The sequence below is a fragment of the Roseomonas indoligenes genome, from assembly GCF_017813365.1.
Lineage (GTDB): Bacteria > Pseudomonadota > Alphaproteobacteria > Acetobacterales > Acetobacteraceae > Roseomonas > Roseomonas indoligenes.
Genome location: NZ_JAGIZA010000021.1, coordinates 16,872 through 43,856, shown reverse-complemented (window position 1 = coordinate 43,856; position 26,985 = coordinate 16,872). Strand labels below are relative to the sequence as shown.

Sequence of the window (26,985 nt, the reverse complement as noted above, 5' to 3'; positions counted from 1 at the left end):
CGCGGACTGCCCCGGCCACGGTAAAGGCCGCGCCGCTGGGACCTCCTCTTGAGCCGACACCTCGTAACCCGCGCCAACACCGCCATCTTCGGGGTGCTGGTCGCGATCCTGCTCCTTGTCGGAGGGGTGACATGGGAGCGTTTCGTGGCGGCCCGCTCCGCCCGGGAGTGGTCTCAGCACACCGCCCAGGTGCTGACCGCCCTCAAGGACCTCGCAATCGCGGTCCGGGACGCCGAGACGGGACAGCGGGGCTACCTGCTGACCGGCAGCGACGACTACCTCGCGCCCTATCAGGCCTCGCTGGGACGGGTCACCCTCCTGTCCGGGGACCTCCAGCGCCTGACCGCCGACAACCCGGCACAGCAGAGCCGTTTACGGGATATGGCCCCGGTCCTGCAGCGCAAGCTTGAGGAACTCGCCCAGACCATCCAGATCCGGCGGGATGTGGGTCTGGAGGCGGCCTTGCGGATCGTGCGCACGCATCTCGGTCGCGATCTGATGCGGCAGATCGAGACGACCGTGGCCGCCATGACCGCCGAGGAGCAGGCCCTGCTCGCGCGCCGACAGGCCGAGACGGACAGTCGGGGCAACCTGGTCCGTTGGCTGGTCACGGCGGGAACGGCGCTGGCCGTCCTCGCTCTTCTCTGGGCCGCCCGGATGCTCAACAGGGCGTGGTCGCGCTCGTACCAGGCCGAGGCCGAGCACCGCATCCTGGCGCTCCGCCTACGAACCTCGCTGGACAGTCTGAGCCAGGGCATTGGCGTTTTCGACGCGGACCGCCGTCTGACGAACTGGAACGAGTGCTTCCAGGTGCTACTGATGCTGCCCAAGGCGATGGTGCGCCCCGGCACGCCATATGTCGCCTTCGCCGAGCACGCCGCCGAGGGTGGCGAGGCGCTCCTCGAGACCGAGGAGCAGCTCCGGCACGGTCGCATCGCCCAGGGCGAGCCAATCACCTACGAGCGCAATCGCCCGGACGGCCACCACCTGGAGCTCCGCCGCACGCTGATGCCGGACGGCGGCTTCGTGCTGACCGTGACCGACATGACCAAGCGCGCCCAGGCCGAGGGCGTGCTGCGCGAGGCCCAAAAGATGCAGGCCATCGGCCAGCTGACTGGCGGCATCGCGCACGACTTCAACAATCTCCTGACCGTCATCCTCGGCAATCTGGAGTTCATCCGCGCCAAGCTGTCCCCCACCCCCGACCTGCAGAGGAGGGTGGAGCGGGCCACCTGGGCCGCCCAGCGCGGCGCGGCCCTGACCGGGCAGCTGCTCGCCTTCGCGCGCAAGCAGCCCCTCGCTCCCACCCCCATCGACCTCGCCGCGACCATGCCGGATCTCGTTCCGCTCCTCCGGCGCACGCTCGGGGAGCACATCGACGTTCGCTACGTCGAGACGGCCGGGCTCTGGCCCGCCATGGCCGATGCCGCCCAGCTGGAGAGCGCCGTCCTGAACCTCGCCCTGAATGCGCGCGACGCCATGCCGGGCGGCGGGCGCCTGACGATCGAACTGGCGAACAAGCTGCTTGACGAGGAGTACGCCCGTCGCCACGCCGAGGTGGTTTCTGGCGACTACGCCATGGTCGCCGTCTCCGACACCGGGCACGGCATGACACCCGACGTGGTGGCCAGGGTTTTCGAGCCGTTCTTCACGACGAAGCCCGACGGCAAGGGGACGGGGCTCGGCCTCGCCATGGTCTTCGGGTTCGTCAAGCAGTCTGGCGGCCACATCAAGATCTACTCCGAGCCCGGTGAGGGCACGACCGTCCGGATCTACCTGCCGCGGGCGGTCGGCAACGCCATGTCGGTGGCACAGCTCGGCACCGCCCCCGTCGAGCTGCCCCGCGGGAGCGGGACGATCCTCGTCGTCGAGGACGAGCCCGCCGTGCGCGAGATCGCGGTCGCGATCCTCCGGGACCTTGGCTACCGGGTCCTGGAGGCAGGGGATGGCGAGGAGGCGCTGAAGGTCTTCGGCGCCCACGCGGCCGAGGTGGACCTGCTCCTGACGGACGTGGTGCTCCCCGGGGCGGTCCGTGGGCGGGAGGTGGCGGAGCGGATCTCCGCTATCCGGCCCACGGTCCGGATCCTCTTCATGTCCGGCTACACCGAGAACTCGATCGTCCATCACGGGCGACTGGACGATGGAGTCCAGCTCATCAGCAAGCCCTTCAAGCGCGATCAGCTGGCACGGAAGGTGGCCGAGGTACTCACCGGTCCCGATAGCCCGAGGGGGAACGTCGTGGAGTTGACACCCCGCCGGAACAGCTAGGCCCAGCTGCTGCCACGGGCGCTGGACGGCGGGATGGGGTAGCCCGACCCGCAGAAGGCCAAGTGATCCGTCCCCCAGGAGCCGGAAGCTCTATCCCGGCCCGGGGTCCACGATCAGATCCTTGATCCGGCTGGCCAGGGCTTCCATGGCGAAGGGCTTGGTCAGCACGTGCATGCCGGGTTCCAGGTGCCCGTTGCCGACAACGGCGTTCTCCGCGTAGCCGGTGATGAACAGCACCTTCAGCCCCGGGCGCCCCTGCCGGGCCGCATCGGCCAGTTGGCGCCCATTCATGCCGCCGGGCAGGCCGACGTCGGTGACCAGCAGATCGATCCGCAGATCGGATTGCAGCACCTTCAGCCCGGACGCACCGTCGGCCGCCTCGACGGCGGCGTAACCCAGATCCTCCAGCACCTCGGTGACCAGCATGCGGACGGTCGCCTCGTCATCCACCACGAGGACGGTCTCGCCCTCTCCCGCGCGGGGCGCCTCGGACAGGCCGGACAGGATCTCGCCCTCATCCGCCGCGCCATGATGGCGTGGCAGGTAGAGGCACATCGTGGTGCCCTGATCCACCTCCGAGTAGATCCGGACCTGCCCACCGGACTGGCGCACGAACCCATAGATCATCGAGAGGCCGAGCCCCGTCCCCTGGCCCAGCGGCTTCGTCGTGAAGAAGGGATCAAAGGCGCGGGCGATGACGTCGGGCGGCATGCCGGTTCCGGTGTCGGTGACACAGAGGCTGATGTACTGGCCGGGGGCGAGGTCGCGGTCTCGCGCCATGCGCTCATCCAGCCACTTGTTGGCGGTCTCGATGGTGATGCGCCCGCCATTGGGCATGGCGTCCCGCGCATTGATGCAGAGGTTCAGCAGCGCGCTCTCCAGCTGCGGCGGATCCACCAGCACGGGCCAGATCCCGGCCGTTCCGACGACCTCGATGGCGACCTCGGGGCCCACCGTGCGGCGGATCAGGTCCTCCATCCCGGCCACCAGCCGGTTCACGTCCGTCGGCTTGGGGTCGAGCGTCTGGCGGCGCGAGAAGGCGAGCAGCCGGTGCGTGAGCGCCGCGGCCCGCCTGGCCGCCCCCTGGGCCGCGTTGATGTAGCGGTCCACGTCCTTGACCCGCCCCTGCGCCACGCGCGTGCCCAGCAGCTCCAGGCTGCCGGTGATGCCGGTGAGCAGGTTGTTGAAGTCGTGCGCGATGCCGCCGGTGAGCTGCCCGACCGCCTCCATCTTCTGCGCCTGGCGGAGTGCCTCCTCCGTGCGCTGCAGCGTCTCGGCAGCTTCCTTCTCCGCCTGGACGTCGCGGCCGACAGCATGAATAAAGCGCTCGTCGGGCACGGCGGTCCAGGACAGCCATCGGTAGCTGCCGTCCTTGTGGCGGTACCGGTTCTCGAAGCGCAGGGTCTTGAGGCCGTCCGCCAGCTTGCCGACTTCGGCGAGGGTCGAGCCGACGTCGTCGGGGTGGACAAGGCTCATGAAGTCACCGCCAAGAAGCTCGTTCGTTCCCCAGCCCAGCAGCGTGGTCCAGGCGGGGTTCACGGCCTCGATCCGCGCGTGGAAGTCGGCCACCAGCATGATGTCGCCCGACAGGTTCCACATCCGGTTCCGGTCGCGGGTCCGCTCCTCCACCTGCTGCTCCAGCGAGGCCGCGAGGTCGCGCAGGTCCCGCTCCGCGCGCCGCCGCTCGATCGCGGAGCGCGTGCGCTCGGCGACATTGCGCATGAAGGCAAGCTCCTCGGGCGCCCAGGCGCGCGGCTCGGCATTGTTCACGAAGAACAGCGCGACGAGCCGCCCGTCCTCCACGAGCGGCAGGTTCACCATGGCCCTGGCCTCGACCTCGGCGAGTTCGGCCACCTTGTCGGCCGTGCGGGGGTCGCGCCCGACGTCACCGATCACCACGGCCTCGCCGCGCTGGAGGTCGCCCAGGTAGCTGCCGAAATCCCGGAGCCGGAACTGCCCGGTCGCGCTCCCGGTGCCCGGGCGGGTCCAGTTCCGGTCGATGGTCAGGATCTCGGCGTCGGCGCTCATGATACCGTACCCCGCCCGGCTCACGCCGAGTGTCCGGCCCATGATCTCGGCCGCGACATAGGCCATGTCCTCCAGGGCCGGCGCGTCCCGCAGCCCGTCGCCGAGGGCAAGGAGGGCGTTGCGCCGGGCCTCGGCTCGGATGCGGTCCGTCACCTCAAGGAAGATGACGGCGAAGCGGTCACCCTCGGCGTGGTGGGCCCGACCCTCGTACCAGCGGCGAAGGCCGCCCACCTGCCTCGTAAAGGTGGCTGGCTGTCCTGTCTCGACGACCCTGGCCATCTCGGCGATCCAGTCGTCCTCGATACTCGGGAACAGCTCCCGAATGGTCCTGCCCTCGGCAAGGGTGGAGGGAATGCCGACCAGGTTCCCCCAGGCCGGGTTCACCTCGAGGTAGCGCCAGTCCGTGACCTCTCCGCGCCCGTCCCGGATCACCTCGCCGAGGATGAAGCCCTCGTCCAGGCGCTCGAACAGGCCTCGCCAGTGGGCCTCGCTCCTGGCCAGGGCCAGCTCCGCCTTGCGGCGGTCGGAGATGTCGTTGAACAGGATCGCGACCCGATGCTCCTCGGGGTCGCCTACCCGCAGGGCCTGGACGTCGTACCAGCGGCCGAAGGCCTCGGCGGCGTTCTCGAAGCGCACGGGCTCGCCGGTCAGGGCGACGCGGCCGTAGGTGGCGAACCAGTGCCGTTCCAGGTCGGGTGCGATCTCGCTGACCCACTTCCCAGTGGAGCCGAACAGGCCCGTCATCCGCTCGAAGGCCGGATTGCCCTCGACGATCTGGTAGTCCACCGCCGTATCGGCGTCGTCGAAGCGCATCTGGACGATGCAGAAGCCGGTCTCGATGGCGTCGATCAGGGTGCGGTAGCGCTTCTCGTTGGCCTCGACGGCCTCGGCCGCCCTGACCTGCTCGGCGAGGAGGGCGTCCCGCTGGGCCAGGGTTCGCCGGAGTTCCAACTGGCTCATCGCCTGACGCGCGAGAGCCCGCAGGGCGGAGTGCTGCCGTTCGGTCAGGCCCTGGGGACGGGGCATGGTGTCGAGGACGCAGAGGGTCCCCAGGGGAAGGCCTTCAGGCGTCCGCAGCAGCTCGCCCGCGTAGAAGCGGAGCTCCGGCCCCGAGAGGACCAGCGGGTTGCAACCGAAGCGGTCGTCCTGAAGCAGGTCCGGGACGACGAGCTCGCCGGTTTCCAGCAACATGCGGGAGCAGATGGAGTCGTCGAGCGGCATCTCCCGCACCCCCAGGCCGACCTCGGCCTTGAACCACTGCCGCCCGGCGGCGATCAGGTTCACGGCAGCGATCGGCGCGCCCAGCAGGTCGGCGGCGAGGCGGGCGAGGTCGTCGAACTCCGGCTCTGGCGGCGTATCGAGGATGGCATAGCGGTTCAGGGCTTCGAGGCGGTCGGCCTCTGTCCAGGATGGCTCGTCTCTCGGCTCGGTCACGTGGGGCAAGGCTTCTTGTACAAATTGGCTGTCTGGGTCTGAACGCGCGCGGGCGGCCGTGGTGGGCCGACCATCGTCAAAGGGTGAAGATCGCCCGTCTGAACGGAACCAGGGGTATCCACCCAGGTGAGTCTGACCCTAACCGGGGTGGCCGAGGAGCCTCAGCTTCAGAGCACTATGCTGTCGCGCTACCGATCAACTCCTTGATCCGGCTGGCGAGCGCCTCCATCGCGAACGGCTTGGTCAGGACGTGCATGCCCGGCTCCAAGTGCCCGTTGCCGACCACGGCGTTCTCGGCATAGCCCGTGATGAAGAGCACCTTCAGCTCCGGCCGGGTGACCCGCGCCGCATCCGCCATCTGGCGCCCGTTCATCCCGCCGGGCAGCCCGACATCGGTCACCAGCAGGTCGATCTGCGCGTCGGACTGCAACACGGTCAGGCCGGAGGCGCCGTCGCCAGCCTCGATGGCGGCGTAGCCCAGCTCCTCGAGCACCTCCATGACCAGCATGCGGACGGTCGGCTCGTCGTCCACCACCAGCACCGTCTGACCTGCCTCCGCCCGCGGCGCCCCGTCGAGCGAGGGAAGGTCCTCGGCAACGTCCGCCGTGCCGTAGTACCGCGGCAGGTAGACCCGCATCGTCGTGCCCTGGTCGAGTTCGGAGTAGATGCGAACCTGCCCGCCCGACTGCCGGGCAAAGCCGTAGATCATCGAGAGACCAAGGCCCGTTCCCTGGCCGAGGGGCTTGGTGGTGAAGAAGGGATCGAAGGCGCGCGCGATCACGTCGGGCGACATGCCCGTGCCGGTGTCCGTCACACTGATCGCGACGTACTGGCCAGGCTCCATGTCCCGTTCCCGGGCCGAGCGGTCGTTCAGCCAGGTATTGGCCGTCTCGACCGTCAGGCGCCCGCCACCCGGCATGGCGTCGCGCGCGTTGATGCAGAGGTTGAGGAGGGCGTTCTCCAGCTGGTTGGGATCCACCAGCGTCGGCCAGAGCCCGGCCGTGCCGACCACTTCCACCTCGATGGCAGGGCCGGTCGTGCGCCGGATCAGCTCCTCCATCCCGGAGACCAGCCGGTTCACGTCGGTGGGCCGGGGGTCGAGCGTCTGCTGGCGGGAGAAGGCCAGCAGCCGGTGGGTGAGCGCCGCCGCCCGCTTGGCCGCGCCCTGGGCGGCGGTGACGTAGCGGTCCACGTCCTTCATCCGGCCCTGGGCAATGCGGGTGCCGAGCAGCTCCAGCGCGCCGATAATGCCGGTGAGGAGGTTGTTGAAGTCGTGCGCCAGCCCGCCCGTCAGCTGACCGACCGCCTCCATCTTCTGGCTCTGGCGCAATTGCTCCTCGGCGAGCACCAGGTCGGCCGTGCGGGCTGCGACCCGTTGCTCCAGCGTCTCGGTCAGGGCACGGAGCTCCGCGGTGACCCGGTCGCGCTCCGCCTCGATGGCACGCCGCTCCTCGACGTCGAGGACCACGCCGGGGAAGCTCAGCGGCGTGCCGTCCGTGGCGTGATCGACGCGACCGTTTGCCTCAATCCAGTAGTACCGCCCGTCCGCACGCTGCACCCGGTACTGGTGCGCGTAGGCGCCACCGCGGGCGATCACCTCGTTGATCGCGGCAGCCAGGCCCGCTTGGTCGTCCGGGTGCACCGTCGCGACGATTCCGGCCAGCGGGATACCCTCGCGGCCCAGCGCCGGGTCCAGGCCGAAGGTGTGGGCGAAGGCCTCATCCACCGTGAAGCGGTCGGTCGGCAGGTCCCAGTGCCAGGTGCCGATGATGGCGCCAGCCGCCAGGGCGAGCTGGACGCGCTCGACGTTGGCACGGGCGAGCGCCTCGCTGGCCCTCAGGCGTTCCTCCGCCCCGCGCCGGGCGGTGACGTCGTTGAAGATGATCGCGATCGTCCGCTCGGCGGGGTTGCCGACCCGGACAGCGCGCACGTCGAACCAGCGCTCGAAGGCCTCGGCGTAGCTCTCGAAGTTGGCGCGCTCGCCGGTCTTGGCGACGTGCCCGTAGGTCTCGAACCAGAACCGCTCCAGGTCCGGGGCGAACTCCGTGACCCACTTGCCGCGAAGGTCGACCCCGGCCTGGCGCTCGAAGCCCGCGTTGGCCTCGACGAAGCGGTAGTCGACCGGCTCGTCGTTCGCATCGAACTTGACCTGGACGATGGCGAACGCCGCGTCGACGTTCTCCAGGATCGACCGCGAGCGCTCCTCGCTCACCCGCAGGGCCGCCTCCGCGGTCCGCATCCCCGAAAGGTCGAGCATCGCGCCGATCATGCGGAGCGGCCGCCCGGTACCAGCCCGCATGACGTAACCCCGGTCCAGCACCGGAGCGTAAGTGCCGTCGGCCCGGCGGAAACGGTACTCCTCGCTCCAGCTCGTCCCGTTGCCGTCGATCACGGCGTGGATGCTGCGGTCGACCCTCGCCCGGTCCTCGGGATGGATCTGCGCGATCCACCAGTCCCCGGTCGGCTCCACCTGCCCGGGCGCCCAGCCATAGGCCTCCTGGAGCGCCTCGTTCCAGCGAACGCCGTTCGTCTGTAGGTTCCAGTCCCAGATCGCATCGCGGGTCGCCCTCTGGGCCAGGCGGTACCGCTCGTTCAGGGCCTCCAGCGCCTCACCCGCCAGGTGCTGCTCCGTGCGGTCGCGGAGCACCTTGAGATAGCCGGTGTGGGCGCCGTCCTCGTCCCGGAGCAGCATCATCTCGCCCGAGGCCCAGAAGCAGGTGCCGTCCTTGCGGAGATGCCAGCGCTCGTCGCTGGCACGTCCATCCCGGACCGCCCGCCGCCTCTCGAGTTCGGGTACCTCGGCGGTCTGGTCCTCTGGCGTGAAGATGAGGTCCGCTGGCTGGCCCAGCATCTCCGCCTCGGCCCAGCCAAGGATGTTCACCGCCCCGACGTTCCAGCCGGTGATCTTGCGGCCGAGGTCAGCGCTGATGATGGCGAAGTCGGTTGCGCTGTCGAGGGTCTGGCGCCGGAGCGCGTCGGCCCGGTCGCGCTCGGCCGTGACCCTGTCCCGCTCGGCCAGGGCCCGGCGGAGCGCGATCTGGCTGCTCACCTGGGCGGCCAGCGCCCTGAGGGCGAAGCGCTGGCGCTCGTCCAGGCCGGCCTCGTGCGGCACGGTGTCGATGACGCAGAGGGCGCCGATCGGCAGGCCCTCCGACATCAGGGGCACCCCCGCGTAGAAGCGAATGCCCGGCCCGCCGGTCACCAGGGGGTTATTCGCGAAGCGCGGGTCCTTGGTGGCGTCCGGCACCACCAGCCCGTCCGGCTCCAGCATGGTGGTCGGGCAGAAGGCAATGTCGCGCGGGATGTCGCGGGTGCCGAGGCCGACCTCGGCCTTGCCCCATTGCCGGTCCTCGGCCACGAGGTGGACGGCGGCCATGGGCACCCCGACGAGGTCGGCGGCCAGGCGCACGAGGTCCTCGTAGGCCTGCTCGGGAGGGGTATCGAGGAGCCCTGTCCGGTGAAGGGCGGCCAAGCGCTCCTCCTCCGTCCAGGACGGGCCGGGTCCTTGTTCAGTCATTGTGGTCAGTCGTCCGGCAGGATCTCAGGGGTGGTGATGGCGGATGCCCCGATCGAATAGGGCGGGTCAGCCCTGGTCAGGAGGCGGAGACCGGCACGGACGACTTCGCTGGCAGTCTGGTACCGCCCGGACGCCACCTGGGCCTCGATGAAACGGCGGAGTTCAGGGGTGAGCGAGACGGTCAGCGGATCACTGGAGGGCATAACACAGGATAGCAGGCGTGTTCCGGGGATGAAGTCCTCATACCCCTTGCTGTCAGCTGCTCGTCAGCTTTGGACACCCGGGGCGTTTGACTGATTGCCGTCTGGTGTCCGATCTCGCGCCGCAGCAGATAAACTGTCTCGCTGCGGCGCCATCAGACCGTCCCGAACCATGCTGATCATCATCTGAAGGAGTGTCGGCACCATCTCGTCGGCACCCCCGGCCACGAGGGCGAGGTCAGGTTGCCAAGCGCATCTGACCTGACCATCCCCGTCACGGATGGCCAGCTCCCACCCATCAACCCGCTGGCGCGCCTCCGCAGTCATCACCTGATCGAGGTGCGCAAAGATCTCCGTGTGGACGGCCTCGTCCAAACGTCGGGTACCCTGCTGCCAAAGGGGAGAAAACCAGGAGCCATCGCCAGCCATCGAAGCGCCGACCCGACGATGGCTCCCATCCAGCTCCCCCTGAGCCGGGTCGCGGGCTTCTACTTGGAAGCCTCAGGGCAACAAATTGCAAATTCAACGTGCGCGCGGGCGCTGGACGCATAGCTCCAGCCGGTCCCAGCGAGGGCCTGAACCCTTCTTGGTCGTCCCGTCCGGTAGGCGCCCAGTCCTCAGCCGCGCTGCTGCGACCCCGGGACAACGCCGAGCGCGTGCAGCCTGCCGAGCAGGTCGGAGACCTGGAACGGCTTGCTGATGAAGTCCTCGCATGGACCGAGCGATCGGCCGTTCATGTGATGCGGCCGACCACTCAGGTAGAGAACAGGAAGGTTCATATGGGAGGACCGGGCCTGCTGCGCGACGGCGAACCCGTCCAGGCCTGCGACGCCCAGGTCGACGTCGGTCGCGAGCATGCGGCAAGGGGGAACCGACTGGATGCGGCCCAGTGCCTCCTGCGGGGTCGCGTAAGCCGCGACCTCGAAGCCTTCGGTCTCCAGCACCTCCACCAGGACCTCGCGGACCAGGTCGTCGTCCTCGAGAACAAGAACGTCGCACATGGCCGGCTCCTATGAAGGCGACTGCGGCCGTGCCGGTATCAGGGAGTGACCCCGGGGCGGGCAGGCTTGCGGGGCATGGCTCCATGTCCACCGCAGCGATAGACCTGTAAGCGTTGTTAACATTCATGGTTGCGATCCGGGACCGGCCCGTCATGAATGGTGGTAAGGGCAGCAACTTCGGACCATGCAGTTGGTGGCAGGTCGCGGGACCCCTGCCGGATCAACGGGTGCAGATCCCGCCGGAGGTGTTCAGGCCGGCCCTCCTGTTGCACCTGGTGCCGTCCCATGTTCCTGGCCTTAAGCCTCGGTGGAGAGAGGATGCGCATGCCGTCTGCCAGTCGGCCCCGACCTACCCGAGGGCGCGATGTCGGCCGCTGGGTGCTGGCGGCGATCTACCTCGTGGCGGGCATCTTCCATCTCGCCGCGCCCGACCCTTTCCTTCTGATCACCCCGGAATGGGTGCCTGCCCCTCGGCAGGTCATCCTCGTGACCGGGCTCTGCGAGATCGCCGGAGCAGTGGGTCTGATAAGTCGCCGGCTCCGACGTGCCGCGGGGATCGGGCTGGCCCTCTACGCCGTCCTCGTCTTTCCCGCGAACATCAAGCACGCCCTCGACGGGCTGCCGATAGGGGAGGTGCAGCTTGGCTGGTGGTACCACCTTCCGCGCCTGGCCCTGCAGCCTATGCTGGTTTGGTGGGCGTTGTTCGCGGGAGGCGTCGTCGATTGGCCATTCGGGGCACGAGGCCGCCGGATCCTCGGACCGGTGCGACATCCTTGAATGTGTGGCGGTGCCCCGAGAGTAAGCCGGCAAGTGAGCAGCGCTGATGATCCAGTCCCAGCCTGGCCACGCGGATGCAAGAAGCCGCATCAGCCGCGGCGCGTTGCCCCTGGGTTGAGGCTGGGGGCTGAAGCTGTGCTGCAGATTGGGTCCACGCTGTGACGGCGACCAGCCACGACCGGCTTCTGACGGCCCTCGTCGTCCACCTTCACTCGACCTCCGTCTGCAGCATCGGCCAGGGCTGGCGCCTCGCCTTCGCGCCCTTTGAGACCATCACCGTCCATCACGTGCTCTCGGGGTCCGGATCCGTCCAGGTCGGCAACGACCCTCCAATGCCCTACACCCCTGGCAGCGTCATCCTCGTGCCACCCCGGTTAGGGCACGTCGTCGGTGATGCCGGAGCCGAGGCCCGCGAAGTGAGTGCCGAGGACCATTGCGGCCCGTTCGCGGACGGCCTTGCTGCCTTCACGGCCGGTACCACCCCTGAAACGCTCCTGCTCTGCGGCTCCATCCCGGCCCCGCATGGACAGATCCTCGGCGTCTTCGACCTCTTGAGGGATGCGTCGGTCGGGATGCCGGCCGGCGATGTTGGTCATGGCGTTTTCGACCTCATGCGCGCGGAGGTCGCGGCGCCCGGCATCGGCACGGCCGCCATCACGGAGGCGCTGATGAAGGCATGCCTCGTCACCCTCCTGCGTGCGCGCCTCCGCCTCGTAGACAGAGGCTTGCTCCAGTCTCCGCTGCCAGGAGATCCCCGCCTCGCCCGCGCCGCCCTCACGGTGCTCGAGAAACCCGGTGCGCCGCACACGGTGGCGAGCCTCGCCGAGAGGGCTGGGATGAGCCGCGCCTCATTTGCCGACCACTTCGCGCGGGTACTGGGGAGCGGGCCCATGGAGTTCGTCCAGTCGGTGCGACTTCGCGCGGCCGCCCGCCTGCTGCAGACCACGGACTTGCCGTTGAAGGCTGTTGCCTCCGCCGTCGGCTATGCCGACCCTTCCTCGCTCTCACGAGCCTTTCGCGTGACCTACGGCATGGACCTGACCAGCTACCGCAACCTGGGCGACCAAGCCTGGTCCGGCCCACCGGGTGTTGAGCCCCGGGAACCCTCGCCCGTCACGGGCAACTTCCAGGGCGGCGAGGAGAAGTGCGAGCCGTCCGACTGACAGCGCGTCCAGAAAGCAGGCGCAGCGTCCAATCCATCCAGACTTTGAGCAACTCCCGGATGGTCCAAGGGCTTTGACCCGTCCAGGGACGCCGGCCGATCCAGGGCACGGCCTTTCCCTCGCCAGACTGCCGGAGAAGCCAAGCCAGCATGACGATCACCACCGCCCGGGGCCTCCGGGCCGCCCTCCTTGCCGGCACCACGGCGGGCTGTCTCGCCCTGACCGGGATGGTGCAGGGCCTCCATGCCCAGACGACCGCTTCCCCGACCATGGCGGCGCAGCCGGCCACTGGGCAGGCCAGCCCGGCACCGGACATGGCCGCGGTCCTCCAGACCCTGACGGCCCTCGGCGCCAAGCCGTTCGAGACGCTCTCGCCGACCGAGGCGCGCCGCCAGCCGACGCCGGCGGATGCGGTGAAGCGCGTCATGAGCGATCGCGGCATCCAGATGCCGCCGGCCGTCGCGGCCGTGCAGACCCGCGACCTGCATGTGGACGGCGCAGCCGGTCAGCTGCCCGCGCGCCTCTACACCCCGGGCAACCGGCCGGCCGGCGCCGCGCCCCTGCCGCTGATCGTTTACTGGCACGGCGGTGGCTGGGTCGTGGCCGACCTCGACACCTACGACGCGACCCCGCGCGCCCTGGCCGCCATGACCGGCGCGGCGGTGCTGTCCGTGCACTACCGCCAGGGACCGGAGAACCGCTTCCCCGCCGCGCACGACGACGCGGTCGCGGCCTATCGCTGGGCGCTCGCCAATGCCCGCCAGCTTGGGGTCAACCCGGAGCGGCTGGCCGTCGCCGGGGAGAGCGCGGGCGGCAACCTCGCCATCAACGTCGCCATCGCGGCGCGGGACGGCAACATGGCACGCCCCGACCATGTCCTCGCCGTCTATCCCGTGGCGGGCGCCGACATGAACACGCCCTCCTACCAGGAAAACGCCAACGCGCTGCCGCTCTCGCGCGGCGCGATGGAGTGGTTCGTCAAGAACGCGCTGGAGAACCAGTCCCAGGCCCAGGATCCCCGGATCAACCTCGTCGGCCGCAACGACCTGCGCGGCCTGCCGCCGGTCACGATCGTCTCCGCCCAGATCGACCCGCTGCGGAGCGAGGGCGAGACTTTGGCGACCAAGCTGCGCGAGGCGGGCGTGGACGTGCAGCAGCGCACCTTCCCCGGCACCACCCACGAGTTCTTCGGGATGGCGACGGTGGTCCAGGGCGCCCAGCAGGCCCAGGCCTTCGCGGTCGAGCGGCTGCGCCCGGCTCTCGGCGGCCAAGCCCCGGCACCGGCCCAGCCCGTGGCCACGAACGCCCCGGCGAGCCCGGCTGCCGTGCCTTCCTTGAACCGCGAGGAAGCGGGCCGGCTGCTCGGCACCAACCTGGTCGGCGCGAACGACCAGAAGGCGGGAGAGATCGAGAACCTCGTCGTGGACGGAACCGGGCGCGTTCGTGGCGCCGTGGTCGAGTGGGGCGGCTTCCTCGGCATCGGCCAGCGCAGCGCCATCATCCCGATGGAGCGGATCCAGTTCGGCGCGGACGGCAAGGGCCACCTCAACATGACGCGCGAGCAACTCGAAGCGCTGCCCCGCTACGAGCGCGATAAGCTGGCCGAGCTGGGCCGCCAGCAGGGCCTCGGCGACAGCCTCCAGCTTCTCCGCAACTAGGCCGGCAGGCGCATGGACCCGCGGGATCCTCCCGCGGGCCCACAACCCCACTCATACCGGGCGAGAACACCGGTGACGGGCGGACAGCCCCGATGCGGCACACCGCCCGGCACGCTCCAGCCCTGATCGGACGCGGATCGTCCGGGGGTCGAACCAGGAAGGAAAGCCGATGAGCCTTGCCGCGCCGGTCCGCTACACCCCCGCCGTCGAGGAAATCCAGCCCGACGAGAGGGAGACGATCCAGGGGCTAAACGACACCTTCGATACGATCCTGGAGACGACTGCGAAGGAGGACGGGCACGCCGTCCGCTCCGTCCACGCCAAGGCACACGCCATCCTGGAAGGCCGGATGGTGATCGCGGACGGCCTCCCGCCGGAGCTGGCCCAGGGACTCTTCGCCCGGCCGGGCGAGCACAGGGTCCTCATGCGGATTTCGACCAACGCGGGCGACATCCTGCCGGACACCATCTCCCTCCCGCGCGGGTTGGCGCTGAAGGTGCTGGATGTCGAGGGCGAGCGACTGCCCGGGGCGCAGGGGACGACCCAGGACTTCATCATGGTGAACGGTCCGATGTTCCAGGCCAAGACCGCCGACAAGTTCCTCGGCAACCTCAAGATGCTCGCCGCCACCACCAACCGGATGGAGGGCGTGAAAGAAGCGATGTCCGGCGTGGCGCGCGGCCTGAACACCGTGCTCTCCGCGGTTGGCATCGAGAGCACGAAGCTGCAGTCCCTCGGCGGCGCGCCGAACGTAGACCCGATGGGCGAGACCTACTACAGCGTCACGCCTTTCCGCTACGGCGACTACATCGCGAAGTTCAGCATCGTCCCGGTCGCGCCAGCGCTGCTGGCGCTCAAGGATAAGGAGATTGACGCCACCGACAACCCGGACGCGATCCGCGATACCGTGCGCTCCGAAATGCAGGGGATCGATGGCGTGTGGGAGTTCCGCGTGCAGCTCTGCCGCGACCTGGAGAGGCAGCCGGTCGAGGACCCGACCGTGCAGTGGGATGAGGATGAGGCGCCTTTCCGGACGGTGGCAACCATCACCATCCCGCGCCAGGACAGCTGGGAGCCGGCTCGCGTGCAGGCGGTAAACGAGGAAATGCACTTCATGATCTGGACCGGCCTCGCGGCCCATCAGCCGCTCGGCAACATCAACCGCGCCCGGCGCGAGGCGTACCTCCACTCGACCCGGTTCCGGGAGCGCTTCAACCGGTGCCCGGTTCACGAGCCGGGCACGCGCTCGGCAAGCTGAAAGAGTAGTATCGCCCAATCGTTTTGCGCGATAGGAGGCTTCTCCGCCCAGGGAGAAAGTACAACGTCGTCGCTCACATCTGCCCGAACAGGCGTCACCTATCGACCTCGGGCCCCGAAACGGGGCGGAACTGCAAGGCGTTCCCGGCGACGTCTTTGCTGCCGGGCCTGAGCGGGAGAGTGAAGAAGTCTGATCAGGATCTGAAAGTCGAACCTCAGCTCCTCACCGTCTACTCCCCTTCACGGCCAGCATGACGCAAGGTCGGCCAGTGCTGGATGCTCGTCGCCTTCGGCTACATGCTCGCGCCCGCCTATCTCACCACATACCGCATCGCAAAGGCGCTCGGCCCCAGGTGGGTTGAGGGCAGGCAGCAACCGCCAAGGTGGCTCAAACGCATGGCAGCTATCGCCGCCCCTGATCTCAAGAGCGGACTGGCGGCTATCGGCCACACCCCGCAGTTCCGTTGAGCGCCCAAGGACGTCACCGCCTCCGGCCGCTGGACCGCTGACAGCCGCACCCCGCCTTCCAGCAACACCGCCGTTAGCCTGAAGCGCTCCGGTGCCGCGGATGGTGGCGGCTGGCTCTCGTAACCAGCCGCGCCAGCGACGGCCCAGGCGCTTGGCCAAAGGTCTGGGCCTCAATGGCCCAAGAGGGGCTGCTTTGGATGCTTGGTGGCCCCTTTGCTTGTTCAATTTCCGCCCTATCTCTGGCCCTCTTTACACTGGCCTCCCGCAGGCTGGATCGATTGCTGGGGGCCTTCGATGGATGAACCAGGCCAAGCGGCCGGGGCGGCCAGCGGTATTCCGGCGGAAGGCTCGATGGACCAGGGAGCGCTGGAGCCCTTGGGCCGCCCCGGCCTGCATCACTGGAAACAGGCCGAGATCACCGACACCACCCTCGACGATCGTGGCAGCGTCTTCTTCGCCGCCGTTGAGATGACCCGGATGCCGATGATCCTGGCCGATCCCCGCCAGGACGACTGCCCCATCGCCTTTGCCAACAATGCCTTTCTCGACCTGACCGGCTACGAAGAAAAGGAGGTGGTCGGGCGCAACTGCCGCTTCCTCCAGGGAGCCGGGACTGACCCCGCCCATGTCCGCCAGCTTCGTGAGGCCATTCAGGAGAAGCGTCCCACGGCGCTGGAGATCCTGAACTACCGCCGCGACGGCACGCCGTTCTGGAATGCCATCTTCATGGGCCCGGTCTTCGACAGGGCGGGCGAGCTGATCTTCCTCTTCGCCAGCCAGCTTGACGTCTCCAAGCGCCGGGAGAGCGAGCAATCCCTCCGCCAAGCCCAGAAGATGGAAGCCATCGGTCAGCTGACCGCCGGGCTGGGGCATGACTTCAACAATCTCCTGCACGTCATCGACAGCAGCCTGGAACGCCTGAAGGCCAAGCGCTTCGACGATCGTGCCTTCGAACGCTTCCACGAGGCGGCTATGGCCGCCTCGGACCGGGGCGCCAAGCTCACTCGTCAGCTTCTGGCATTCGCCAGGCGTACTCGGTTGGAGCCCAAGGGCGTCAACCTGACCGAGCTGGTGAACTCCTTCACGGAGTTGCTGGACACCTCCGTCGGAGAGAAGGTCGATCTGCACCTCAACCTGCAACGCCGCCTGCCCCAGGTGAAGGTGGACCCCAACCACCTGGAGATGGCTCTCCTCAATGTTGTGGTGAATGCCCGCGACGCCTTGCCCACAGGGGGCGCCATCACCATCACGACGCGGGCCATCCACCTGAACGGCGACGCCGCTGCCCGCCATCTGGAACCGGGCGACTACGTCCTGCTCTGTGTCAGCGACGAGGGCGTGGGCATACCGCCCCATGTTCAAGTCCGGGCGGTCGAGCCCTTTTTCACCACCAAGGGTCCGCAGCACGGCACGGGTCTCGGCCTCGCCATGGTACACGGCTTCGTCCAGCAATCTGGTGGGCGGCTTGAGATCGAGAGCGAGCCCGGGCGGGGAACGACCGTCCGGATGCTCTTCCCCCGCTATGTACCAGAGGTGGAGGCGGAGGGGACGAGCCATACTGGCTACCAGGCCCAGGCGGTCGAGGCCTCGGGCCGGGTTCTACTCATCCTGGTCGTGGATGATGGCCGCGAGATCGCCGAGATGGCCCGCGAGGCCCTGGTTGAGACAGGCTACCGGGTGGCCGTCGCGCATAGTGCCGAGGAGGCAATCAGGACCTTCGACGAGGCAGCGGCCTCCGGCGATGCCTTCGACCTTGTGTTCTCGGACGTGCTGATGCCCGGTGGGGCCAACGGGTTGGTCCTGGCCGAGCAGGTACGCGAGCGGTCGCCGGGCACGCCCGTGATCCTGACCACCGGCTACAACGACGAGATGTCGATTGACGGCCCGCAGTCGGTCGCCCTGGAGGTGCTGGGCAAGCCGTACAAGCGAACCGAGCTGATCGATCGTGTGCAGGCCGGGTTGCGCCGGGGTGCCCGGACCGGACCAGGCCGGGAGACATCCGACTTCGGCCACGCGGAGGCGTAACATTGCTCCCGCTGCCCATTGCGCGAGAAGGGCAGGACTATACGGATAAAGGGCTTCATTTCGGAAAGGCAGCGGGAGCGTGAGATCCGCCGCCGTGTTTCTGGATTGCTGCGCCCCTCCTGTGAGCGGCCGGGCCGCCCTCGGCCGGCCGGCTTGATCAATGCGGAGAAGTGCAGTCGTTCGGTGCGGGAAGTCCTGCGAAACGGTCCGCCATCCAGGCCACGGCAGTTCCGGCTATGGTGTAAGCTGCGAAACCATGCCCCACGCCGGGCAAGGAGAGCATCTGCACCGGCACGCCGGCAGCGCAGGATTGCGCCATGTAGGCGCGCGTCACCTCTGGCCGCACGATGGTGTCCGCCTGGCCCTGGGCTAGCAGCAGCGGCATGCCCGGGCGCAGCGTCCCCGGCGTGTTGGCCCGGAGCAGCGATCGCCAGGGTTCAGCCGTCGAGAGGTCCGGCACGCGCAGGAAGCCCTGTTCCATCGGCTTCTCGGACTCCTTGCGGGCAATCAGGTCGTAGATCGACTCGATGCACTCGCTCGCCAGCCGCTCCATGGCGGGATTGGCCCTAGGTACCACGACCTCGTCAGTGGGTGCGCCGAAGACCCGCTACCAGGCCCAGAGCGTCATCGCCGTCAGGTTCTTGCCGGCCGGGGTGCCCAGGTCGTCTCCCAGCAGGGCGGCCAGATCGGTCGCGGGCGCCGCGGCCGCAACGCCCGCCAACCGCAGCTCCGGCCCATAAGTCTTTGCCAAGAGCCCCGTGAAGAGTGCGGCCTGGCCGCCCTGAGAATGGCCCCAGACCGCGTAGCTGGACCCTGCCTGCGCCCCGGGCAGGGCGCGCGCGGCGCGGACGCTGTCGATTACCGCCCGTCCCTCGCTCTTGCCGACAAGGTAGGGGTGGGGTCCTTCGGTGCCGAGGCCGGGGTAGTCCGTGGCGGTGACGACGAAGCCGCGGTCCAGCATCTCCCGCAGGCCCTGAATGCTCCAGAACCGGATGAAGGCCAGGGATGGGGCGCAGCGCGGGACCACGCCGGTGGTCGGGTGGGCCCAGGCGATGACTGGGCGCCCGCCCTCCGGTGCCGGGCCGCTCGGCACCACGACGACGCCGGAGACCAGGATTGGCTCGTCCCGCAGCCCCGTCGAGCGGTGGAGGACGCGGTAGGCTGTCGCGCCGTCCGGCGCTCCCGTAATGGGCTGGCTCCGAACCAGAGGGTGTTACGGACCTAACCGGCAGTTGTGCTCGTGGATGAGGCTAGGCGCCGCAATGGATGATGAGCGGACTCTCAACCGAGAGCGATCCGTTGAGTTCGGAGACTGTCCTGCGAAGGGAGACACGATGATCATCGTTCTGGGCGCGACCGGGCATGTCGGCTCCACCGTCGCGCGGACGCTGATCGAGGCCGGGGAGAGCGTGATGGTGGTGACCCGGAGCGAGGACAAGGCTGCCTCCTGGCGCCAGCAGGGCGCGGAGGCCGCCCCGATCGATGTCGGTGACGCGGATCGGCTCCGGGACGTGCTCCGACGCGGCCGGCGTGCCTTCCTGCTGAACCCTCCCGCCGCACCGTCCACGGACACAGACCGGGAGGAGCGCCGCACGGCCGCGAGCATCGTCGCCGCCCTGGACGGCTCGGGGCTGGAGGGAGTCGTGGCGGCCTCCACCTACTGCGCCCGGCCCGGGGAGGAGGTCGGCGACCTCGGCGTGCTGTTCGAGTTCGAGCAGGCCCTCGCGGCCCAGACCATCCCGGCTGTGATCCAACGGGGGGCCTACTATATGAGCAATTGGGATGCCCTGCTGGACGCGGCGCGCGGCGGCACCCTGCCCAGCCTGTTCCCCGCCGAGCTGCGCCTCCCGATGGTGTCCCCCGACGATCTCGGTCGGGCGGCGGCGCGACGCCTTCTCGAACCGCCCGGAGGGACGGGTATTCGCCATGTGGAGGGGCCGGAGCGGTACAGCCCTCAGGACGTGGCGGACGCCTTCGCCGCGGCGTTGGGCCGGCCGGTGGCGGTCGCCGTAACACCGCGCGAGGGGTGGATCGGCAGCTTCCGTGCCCTGGGCTTCTCCGAGGCGGCCGCCCGGTCCTATGCCGGGATGACGGCGGTCAGCGTGGATGGCGCGTGCGACCTTCCCGGCGCCCCGGAGCGGGGGGCCGTTGCGTTGGCCACGTACATCACAGAGCTGGTCAGCAGGCTGGGCACGCCTGGAACCTAGGACCGCTTCGGGTCGAACCCAGTACTTCAGGCAGACCGCGTTCCTATCCTTCTACAACCGCCGGTTAGGTCCGTAACACCCTCTATGCGCCGCAGATAGGTCTCCACCTCGTCCCAGGTATGGGCCGGCGCGGTGAGGCCGACATAGCCGTCCGGCCGCACGACGAGAAGGCGGCCGGCCGCGGGCGGCCTGCGTGGCTGCCGCTCCAGCAGGGCCGGAAAGCGCGCGACCAGGGCCGCCCCGCGCACCTCGTCCTCGGCTTACAGCACGAAGCGCGGCGCAGCCCATCCGCTCCAGCAACTCGAGTGTCCGGCTCCAGATGACGACAGCGCGCGATGTCTCGGCCGGATGCGGGCTGCGGTCGATGATGCAGACGGGAAGGCCGTAGCGCGCCAGCTCGGCGGCCATGGTCAGGCCGACCGGCCCGGCGCCGACGATGAGGGTGGGTGACATCAGGGTTTCCCCTGAGTGGATGCTGGTCGACGGGCAGGGGGAAGCGATCCCCACTGCCCGCCACTCCCGTCAGAACCGGTAGGCTACGCGGGCAAGGCCGGTGTGGGAGGTGTACCCGTCCCCGACCTCAGCGCTGTACTGGACCCGCAGGTCCCAGTTGGCGGTGGTGAGCAGCTCTGCACCGAGGGTGAACTTGCCCAGCACGTCCGGGATCGGGGTGCTGGCCCGGAAGCCGCGGCTGGCCGGCTGGCCAGCGAGGCGAGCGGTGGCGGCCCAGTCCCCATTCGCGTTCAGCTCGATGCCGGCGCTGGCGAAGGGCCGCAGCACCATCCTGTCGCCTAGCCGAAGGCGCCCGCCCACTTCCACCGCCGGAACCGCGGTGAAGGTCGTCGCACCCCGGGAGTCCACGGCGAGGTTGAAGGGTGCCGCCCCGCTCTCGGTGTAGCCACCACTGCGGACGTAGTTCAGGTGCAGGTCCACCCTCGGCTGTACGTACCAGCCACCCGCCTCACCCCCGAACGGTACTTGGTAGGCCAGGCGCGTGTGGGCGCCGACATGCCAGGCGTCCGGCTTGCCCCGGGCCGTGCCCGTGAAGTTGCCGACCGTCACCGAGCGCTGGCTCTCGTACCAGCCGTAGCCGGCGTCGATGGCGCCGGAGACCTGCCAGGGGCCGGCTTGGTAGCGGAGTAGGCCGCCGACGAGCACGCTGTCGCCGCTGACCTTGGAAGAGCCCGCGTCGCCCCGGAACACGCTGCTCTGGTAGGCGATGGAGCCGCCCACGAACCAGCCCGGCGCGATCTGCACCTGCCCGCCCGTCTGCATCGTCCAGGAGGTTGCCTTGTAGCCGAGCGCGCCCCCCGTGCTGTCCTGGGTGGCCGTGCTGCCGAAGGCGCGCGCCCAGCCGCAGCTCGCCTCGTCCTGGTTGATGCCGGCGCCTGCGAAGGTGGCGCAGTCGTTCAGCATGTTGCTGGTGAAGTCGCGGCTGCTGGCGAAACGCGAGGCCGAGATGGCCCCGACCGTCTGCCCGGAGAGGCTGCTCAAAGCCTGGCCGTAGCTCGCCCCGTTCCGGACCCCGGCGAGCGCCGTGAAGCCCGCGTCCATGCTGGCGCCGCCGTTCCACAGCTCCTGCAGGTGGGAGGCGACGGCCCGCTGGTTGGCCCCGAGCCCTGCCGCCTGGCCCGTGAACTCGGCCCGAGGCTGGATCAGCAGGCTGTTGCCCGCCTGCTGGGCATCGAAGGCGAAGAGGTGCGTCCGGGTCGAGGTAAGGCCCGGGTCCACCGTCACGCCGTCCGTCGCAGTCAGCACCGTGACAGCGCGGTTCGCCACCGCCGCGGAGTGCAGCTCCAGCGTGCCACCCAGGCGCACGCTGCCCTGGACGTCGATCCGGTCAGAGGCGCCTGTGGCGTGGTTCGTGTCCAGCACCAGCCGACCCGTCCCAGACTGCACCAGGTTGCCCGTCATCGCCGTCGTCGCCATCTGACCCGCGCCGCCAATGCTCAGCGTCCCTGAGTTGCTCAACGTCCCCGCCGCGCCGAGCCGCATGACCGGGCCCGTGTTGATCGTCGCGCCGGCCGCGTTGTCGACCATGCCTCCCGTCACCCCGCAGCCGCCATTGGGGCAGGCACCGCCCCCGCCGCCATTGTCGAGGTCGACGCTGCCGGTGATGACGCCGCCGGGCTGGTTGTACACGCTGGTCCAACCGCCGGTGCCGTAGATGGCTGTCGTGCCGAGCGACGTGATCGTGCCCTGGTTGTTGACGTTGTTGTTGAGCTGGCTCGAGGGGTCTTGGATGGTGCTGCCGCCGACGATGTAGATGCCGGCGTTGTAGCCGTCGCCCGTGTTGTAGTCCCGCCCGCCCTGCACGGTGGCGTTCGGCAGGACGTTGATCCGCACGGCGGAGCCGCCAGTCGGGTTGGCGGGTGTGGTATTGGTGGCTGGCGTGGGCCGGCCGACGCTCTCGGCGAAGATGCCGGGCGAGGCGGCGCCGTTCGCCAGGACCCGGCCGCCGACGTTGACCGTCACGGTGCCGCCGGTGCCGAAGCCGCCCGCTGTGCCGTCATTGGCGCCGTAGCCGTTGCTCGTCACCCGCCCGCCGCCTCCGCCGATGCTCTGCGCGAAGATGACGGGCGTGTTGCCGGCATCGGTGGCCAGCGTGGAGGTTTGGCCTACCCCGACCAGAACCGGCCCGCCGCTACCGAAGTGGGCGGGGTAGGGCTGGAAGCCCGCGCGCTGGGCGGTCAGCCCGGTGTCGCCGGCCAGCCCGCCGCCGCCGCCGATGCTTTGCGCCAGCACCGCAATCGCGCCCTGCCCGTAGGTCATGATGCTGCCCGCGGAGCCGGCGGTGATGGAGGGATCGCCGAGGGTCACGGTCACGGCGCCCGCGTTGCCGGTCATCGCGCCGATCCCGAACGGGTTGGCCGCGTTGTTCGGCGTGCCGCCGAGCACCACGCCGCCGCCGCCGCCGATGCTCTGCGCCAGGATGCCGTAGGCGTTGCTGCCGAAGCGGACGCCGCTTGGTGAGACGGAGCCGGTGGTGATGGTGCCGCTGTGGTTCACGACCACGGCGCCCGCGGTGCCCGGCTGCGTTTCCTTGCTCGGGTCGCCGGAGCAGACAGTGCCGCAGTTGTTGCCACCGAAGGTGAGGTTGATGCCGTAGCTGCCGCCCGTGGCGACCGCGCCGCCGCCGTTGTTGTCCGAGGCGTCGCTGGACCGGGTGCGGAGGATGCCGCCGCCACCCGAGATACCCTGAGCGAGGATGCCGATGGCGTCGTGGCTCCGCGTGGTGATGGTGCCGGTGTTGGTCACCGTTACCGTGCTGGAGGTTCCGCCACCGCCGCCATCCGCGCCAATCGCGATCGGCAGGTTGAGCACGGAGGTATTGTCGGCGTTGCTGCCTTGGACCCTTGCGGCCGAGGTCCCGGCGATGCCGCCGCCGCCCGCGATGCTCTGCGCCACGATGCCGAGGGACTGGGCCCCGATCGTCGTGACGCTCCCGTTGTTGTTAACGGTGACGTCCCCCGCGTTGCCGCCGTGGCCACCCCGGCCGCCGACACTGATCGGCACGTTGCCCTGCTGGTCGTCCTCGTTGACCTTGCCGCCCGTGATGGAGGAGACGGCCGCGCCGCCCCGGCCGCCGCCGCCGCCAATCGCCTGCGCCATGATGCCGTCCGACATCGGCCCGATCGTGCCGATGGAGCCCGTGTTGATGACAGTCACGTTGCCCGCATTCCCGGCGGCGCCGCCCCGCCCCCCCACGTTCACGTGGACGGTGATCTTGGTGGAGGAGCTGTTGTCGCCGCTCTCGCCGCCGGACTCGCCGAGGTTCTCCAGGTCTTGGACGCCGCCCGCCGGATCGTCGCCCAGCCGGCGCGTCGCCGTGACGTTGCCGAGCGCCGAGTTGGCCACCCCGATGAGGCCGGAGACCGAGTTGTACTGGTTCACCGCGCCCTCGCCGCCCGTCACGAAGGCGTTGTTGAGGGAGGTCGTGGCGCCGTTGACGGAGCCGCTCGCGCCGTTGCCGCCGTCGCCGGTGTTGGTCCGGTTGCCGAGCGTGCTGGCCGACTTGCCGCCGAGCCCGCCACCGCCGCCGACGCTCTGCGCCACGATGCCCGGCGCGTCGGCCCCGAAAGTCACGAGCGTGCCGCCGTTCGTCACCGCCACTGAGTTGGCGCCGTTCGGCTGGGTTGTGCTGCCGCCGATTGCCCCGTTGCCGCCGACCGAGACGCTCGCGGTGAACTGGCCGTTGCTCGTCCCGGCCGCGCCGCCGCCGCGCCCGCCGCCGCCGCCGACCGACTGCGCCAGGATACCCATCGCCCCGTCGCCGAGGGTCAGGACGGCCCCGCCGTTGGTCACGGTGACCGGGCCGCCATTGCCGCCGCTGCCGCCCGTGCCGCCGAGCGCGACGGTGGAGGAGATGTTCGCGCCGTCGCCGGAGCTCCGGGCCGAGGCGTCGCCCGTCCCGCCATTGCCGCCGCCGCCGCCGATGCTCTGCGCCAGCACCGCGTCCGCCGCCTCGCCGCGCGTGAAGATCATGCCGCTGTTGGTGATGGTGACCGCGCCGCCCGCGCCGCCGCCGCCGCCGCTGCCACCGAGGGCGACGGAGGTGGAGACGCTGAACGGCGAGTCGTCGCCCCCCTTGGCCGTGGAGGTCGCCGAGGCGTCGCCGCCCGTGCCGCCACCGCCGCCGACACTCTGCCCCGCGATGCCGACCGAGCCGCCGCCCGCGGTCGAGATGAGGCCGGTGTTCTGGAGCGTGACGCTGTTGCCGTTCCCTCCGTTCCCGCCAGAGCCGCCGATGGAGACCGCGACCGAGACGGTCGGGATGGGGAACGTGTCGGTCGGGACACCGTAGACGGTGGCGGTCGCCCCGGAGGCGCCGCCATTGCCGCCGCCGCCGCCGATGCTCTGGCCGACGATGCCGTGGGAGTTCGCCCCCGTGGTCACGATCTGGCCCGTGCTCGTGGGGAGTGTGGCGATCTGGCCGACCGGGCCGCCGTCCCCACCGCCGCCGCCGTTGCCGCCGACCGACACCGAGGCGCCACCGATGATGGAGGTGACCCGGGAATAGGCTGCGCCGCCGTTGCCGCCGCCGCCGCCAATGGACTGCAACACGATGCCGGAGGAGTGCAGGCCGGAGGTCGCGATGCTGCCCGTGCTCGTCACGTCCACGGAGCCGCCGGCGCCGCCGCCGGCGCCCGAGCCGCCGACGACGATATTCAGGAAGCCTTCCAGCGGGCTGGTGGCACGCGCGTTGCCGCCGTTGCCGCCGCCGCCGCCGATGCTCTGCGCCAGGATGCCGGTCGAGCGCTCGCCGGAGGTCACGATGGGGCTAGAGCCGGCGCCGCTGTTGGACTTCTCGATGGAGACGTCGGCGCCGTTGCCCGCCCCCGCGCCGTCGCCGCCGACGGCCTGCCAGCCGTTCGCGTCGCCGCCGTTTCCGCCGCCGCCGCCGATGCTCTGCGCCAGGATGCCGGGGGAGTTGGTCCCGGTCGTGGTGATGGAGGAGACCGCTGCGCCGACGAACCCGACGGAGCCGCCGTTGCCGCCGGTGCCGCCATTGCCGCCGCTAGCGCCCCAGCCACCGCCCTGGCCGCCCGTGCCCCCCGCGCCGCCGAAGGACTGCGCGAGGACGCCGGGGGAGTCCGCACTGTTGGTGATGACGCGTCCCCAGTTCTCGACGTAGACGCTTCCCGCATCGGCGCCCGTGCCCGCTTTGCCGCCGTTGCCGTCGCTGCCGCCGTTGCCGTGGCCCGAGCCGCCCAGGCCGCCCTGGCCGCCGAAGGACTGCGCGGCGATGGCGGGGCCGGTGCCGGTGCTGCTCGCCGAACCACCCTGCGCGAGGACGACGGAAACGGGGCCGCCCGTGCCGCCGTTGCCTCCGTTACCGGCCTGGTCGCCAACCTCGCCGTAAGCCCCGCCACCGTCGCCGCCGTTGCCGCCCTGCGAAAGCGCGAGGATGCCGCCCTGGGTACCGCTGGCGCTGCCCCCGAAGACGACGCTCACGCCGCCGCTGCTGCTGTTGCCACCGTTGCCGGCATCGCCGCCATCGTTGTTGGAGCCGCTGGCGTTGCCGCTAGTCCCGCCGGCGCCGGCGCCGCCCGAGGCGTTGGCGAGGAGCCCCACCGAGGGCTGAACCCCGGTGTTCGGAACCCACGTCTGCGCCGTGTTCGGGTTGTTGAGCGCCCCGACCATCGGCGCATCCCGCGTGCCCGCCACGACGGTGCCGGCCGTCCCGCCGTCGCCGGAGGTGGTCGCCGTCCCCTGATGGCCGCTGTAGCCGCCGACGCCGCCGGCGCCGCCATCGGCCTGGATCACGGTGTTCCCGCTGGTCGAGGTGCCGGGCTGCATCGTGACGGTGAGGGTGTTGCCGTCGCCGCCCCGGCCGCCGTTGGCCCCCGAGTGATCGAGGCCCGTGTAGGTCCAACCCGTCCCGCCCTGGCCCCCGGTGGTCTGGACCACGACTTCACCGGCCGGGAATGCGGCGACGGGGATGTCCACGTTCGCCGCCTCGACGGGGGTGCCGGGCGCGCCGGGGTTCTGATTGTCCGGGGCCGGGGCTGGCTGCACGACGTAGTAGCAGGCATAGCCTTCAAAGGCGGCGCAGGCGTCGGCCCTGGCCTCCCCCGAAACGGAGAGCAGGATGAGCGGCACCGCGGCGACGGCCGCGAGCGCCGTGCCGGAGCTGGAGGCAAGCAGCTTCGCTCGGGACGAGGCGGATGGCGAGACCCGCCGGGGTGCTCCGGGGCACGGCGAGGCCCCGCGCGGTGCTGCAACGGTGGCGGGCGCGGAACTGTTCTGAGGGGAAGCCTTGTGGGTGGAGGAGTGCACGGCACGGGGTTCCTGGCTGGATGTGGAACCCGGTATCGCCGCTCGCGCCGCCGGACGTCCCGAGAAGCCTCTCAAGAATTGCCGATCACCTTCCGACGCTTCGTTCAGCTTTTTTTTCGGATCGGGGGCGCTGAAGTCCAAGAGTGGCCAGGGCTCCGTTGGAGCTGTCCGGGAGGGGCATGACGGGCGGCAGAGGCGGCCC

At 70.0% G+C, this 26,985-nt stretch carries 16 protein-coding genes and 2 pseudogenes; 9 read left to right on the top strand and 9 right to left on the bottom strand.

All coding sequences use genetic code 11. From position 1 onward, the window contains the following. The first annotated feature begins 48 nt into the window (after nucleotides 1-48). Nucleotides 49-2,268 (top strand): CHASE3 domain-containing protein, encoded by a 2,220-nt coding sequence (locus tag J5Y10_RS23550; RefSeq protein ID WP_209376576.1) that lies wholly within the window; start codon nucleotides 49-51, stop codon nucleotides 2,266-2,268. Between the two features lie 90 nt (nucleotides 2,269-2,358). Here the strand turns inward: J5Y10_RS23550 and J5Y10_RS23545 are convergent, their stop codons facing one another. The 5 genes from J5Y10_RS23545 to J5Y10_RS23525 all read right to left on the bottom strand — a co-directional run bounded on the left by J5Y10_RS23545 (nucleotide 2,359) and on the right by J5Y10_RS23525 (nucleotide 10,448). Further along, nucleotides 2,359-5,730, bottom strand: coding sequence for a PAS domain S-box protein (locus J5Y10_RS23545; protein ID WP_209376575.1), 3,372 nt, complete (start codon nucleotides 5,728-5,730; stop codon nucleotides 2,359-2,361). A 175-nt stretch (nucleotides 5,731-5,905) separates the two neighbouring features. Continuing rightward, nucleotides 5,906-9,202 (bottom strand): PAS domain-containing protein, encoded by a 3,297-nt coding sequence (locus J5Y10_RS23540; protein ID WP_209376574.1) that lies wholly within the window; start codon nucleotides 9,200-9,202, stop codon nucleotides 5,906-5,908. Between the two features lie 50 nt (nucleotides 9,203-9,252). After that, on the bottom strand, nucleotides 9,253-9,450 hold the full coding sequence (locus J5Y10_RS23535) for a type II toxin-antitoxin system ParD family antitoxin (RefSeq protein WP_209376573.1): 198 nt from the start codon (nucleotides 9,448-9,450) through the stop codon (nucleotides 9,253-9,255). A gap of 63 nt (nucleotides 9,451-9,513) precedes the next feature. Beyond that, entirely contained in the window at nucleotides 9,514-9,822 is a 309-nt protein-coding gene (locus J5Y10_RS23530) for a hypothetical protein (RefSeq protein ID WP_209376572.1), read from the bottom strand. Nucleotides 9,823-10,064: 242 nt separating this feature from the next. Further along, nucleotides 10,065-10,448, bottom strand: a complete 384-nt coding sequence (locus J5Y10_RS23525; protein ID WP_209376571.1) for a response regulator transcription factor — start codon at nucleotides 10,446-10,448, stop codon at nucleotides 10,065-10,067. A gap of 324 nt (nucleotides 10,449-10,772) precedes the next feature. On the opposite strand from J5Y10_RS23525, the gene J5Y10_RS23520 reads away from it, so the two are divergent. The 6 genes from J5Y10_RS23520 (at nucleotide 10,773) to J5Y10_RS23495 (ending at nucleotide 17,796) form a co-directional block, all read left to right on the top strand. Continuing rightward, nucleotides 10,773-11,225, top strand: a complete 453-nt coding sequence (locus J5Y10_RS23520) for a DoxX family protein (RefSeq protein ID WP_209376570.1) — start codon at nucleotides 10,773-10,775, stop codon at nucleotides 11,223-11,225. Between the two features lie 158 nt (nucleotides 11,226-11,383). Further along, nucleotides 11,384-12,388: an AraC family transcriptional regulator gene (locus J5Y10_RS23515; RefSeq protein ID WP_209376569.1), complete on the top strand. Its 1,005-nt coding sequence runs from the start codon at nucleotides 11,384-11,386 to the stop codon at nucleotides 12,386-12,388. A 149-nt stretch (nucleotides 12,389-12,537) separates the two neighbouring features. Next, a complete protein-coding gene (locus J5Y10_RS23510) occupies nucleotides 12,538-14,046 on the top strand; it encodes an alpha/beta hydrolase fold domain-containing protein (protein ID WP_209376568.1) in 1,509 nt (502 codons plus the stop codon). Nucleotides 14,047-14,215: 169 nt separating this feature from the next. Continuing rightward, nucleotides 14,216-15,304 carry a catalase family protein gene (locus J5Y10_RS23505; protein WP_209376567.1) on the top strand — a complete coding sequence of 363 codons (1,089 nt, stop codon included), beginning with the start codon at nucleotides 14,216-14,218 and terminating at the stop codon, nucleotides 15,302-15,304. Nucleotides 15,305-15,579: 275 nt separating this feature from the next. Further along, nucleotides 15,580-15,771, top strand: coding sequence for a hypothetical protein (locus tag J5Y10_RS23500; RefSeq protein WP_209376566.1), 192 nt, complete (start codon nucleotides 15,580-15,582; stop codon nucleotides 15,769-15,771). A 351-nt stretch (nucleotides 15,772-16,122) separates the two neighbouring features. Then, the gene (locus J5Y10_RS23495; RefSeq protein WP_245215018.1) at nucleotides 16,123-17,796 is read left to right on the top strand and encodes an ATP-binding protein; all 1,674 of its coding nucleotides are present in this window, start codon (nucleotides 16,123-16,125) and stop codon (nucleotides 17,794-17,796) included. Between the two features lie 157 nt (nucleotides 17,797-17,953). On the opposite strand, the pseudogene J5Y10_RS28145 reads toward J5Y10_RS23495, so the two are convergent. Next, nucleotides 17,954-18,757 (bottom strand): annotated as a pseudogene (locus J5Y10_RS28145) (alpha/beta fold hydrolase). A 373-nt stretch (nucleotides 18,758-19,130) separates the two neighbouring features. Here J5Y10_RS28145 and J5Y10_RS23480 point away from each other — a divergent pair. Beyond that, on the top strand, nucleotides 19,131-20,003 hold the full coding sequence (locus J5Y10_RS23480) for an NmrA family NAD(P)-binding protein (RefSeq protein WP_209376562.1): 873 nt from the start codon (nucleotides 19,131-19,133) through the stop codon (nucleotides 20,001-20,003). A 26-nt stretch (nucleotides 20,004-20,029) separates the two neighbouring features. Here J5Y10_RS23480 and J5Y10_RS28830 read toward each other — a convergent pair whose 3' ends face one another. The 3 genes and pseudogenes from J5Y10_RS28830 to J5Y10_RS23470 all read right to left on the bottom strand — a co-directional run bounded on the left by J5Y10_RS28830 (nucleotide 20,030) and on the right by J5Y10_RS23470 (nucleotide 26,606). Continuing rightward, nucleotides 20,030-20,251, bottom strand: a complete 222-nt coding sequence (locus tag J5Y10_RS28830; protein ID WP_342453003.1) for a thioredoxin domain-containing protein — start codon at nucleotides 20,249-20,251, stop codon at nucleotides 20,030-20,032. 37 nt (nucleotides 20,252-20,288) lie between these two features. Next, a pseudogene (locus J5Y10_RS28825) lies at nucleotides 20,289-20,456 on the bottom strand (FAD-dependent oxidoreductase); the annotation flags it as partial. Nucleotides 20,457-20,525: 69 nt separating this feature from the next. Continuing rightward, nucleotides 20,526-26,606 (bottom strand): autotransporter outer membrane beta-barrel domain-containing protein, encoded by a 6,081-nt coding sequence (locus J5Y10_RS23470; RefSeq protein ID WP_209376561.1) that lies wholly within the window; start codon nucleotides 26,604-26,606, stop codon nucleotides 20,526-20,528. Between J5Y10_RS23470 and J5Y10_RS23465 the strand changes: the two genes are divergently transcribed. Next, a complete protein-coding gene (locus J5Y10_RS23465; protein ID WP_209376560.1) occupies nucleotides 26,596-26,754 on the top strand; it encodes a hypothetical protein in 159 nt (52 codons plus the stop codon). The genes J5Y10_RS23470 and J5Y10_RS23465 overlap by 11 nt on opposite strands. Nucleotides 26,755-26,985 lie beyond the last annotated feature (231 nt).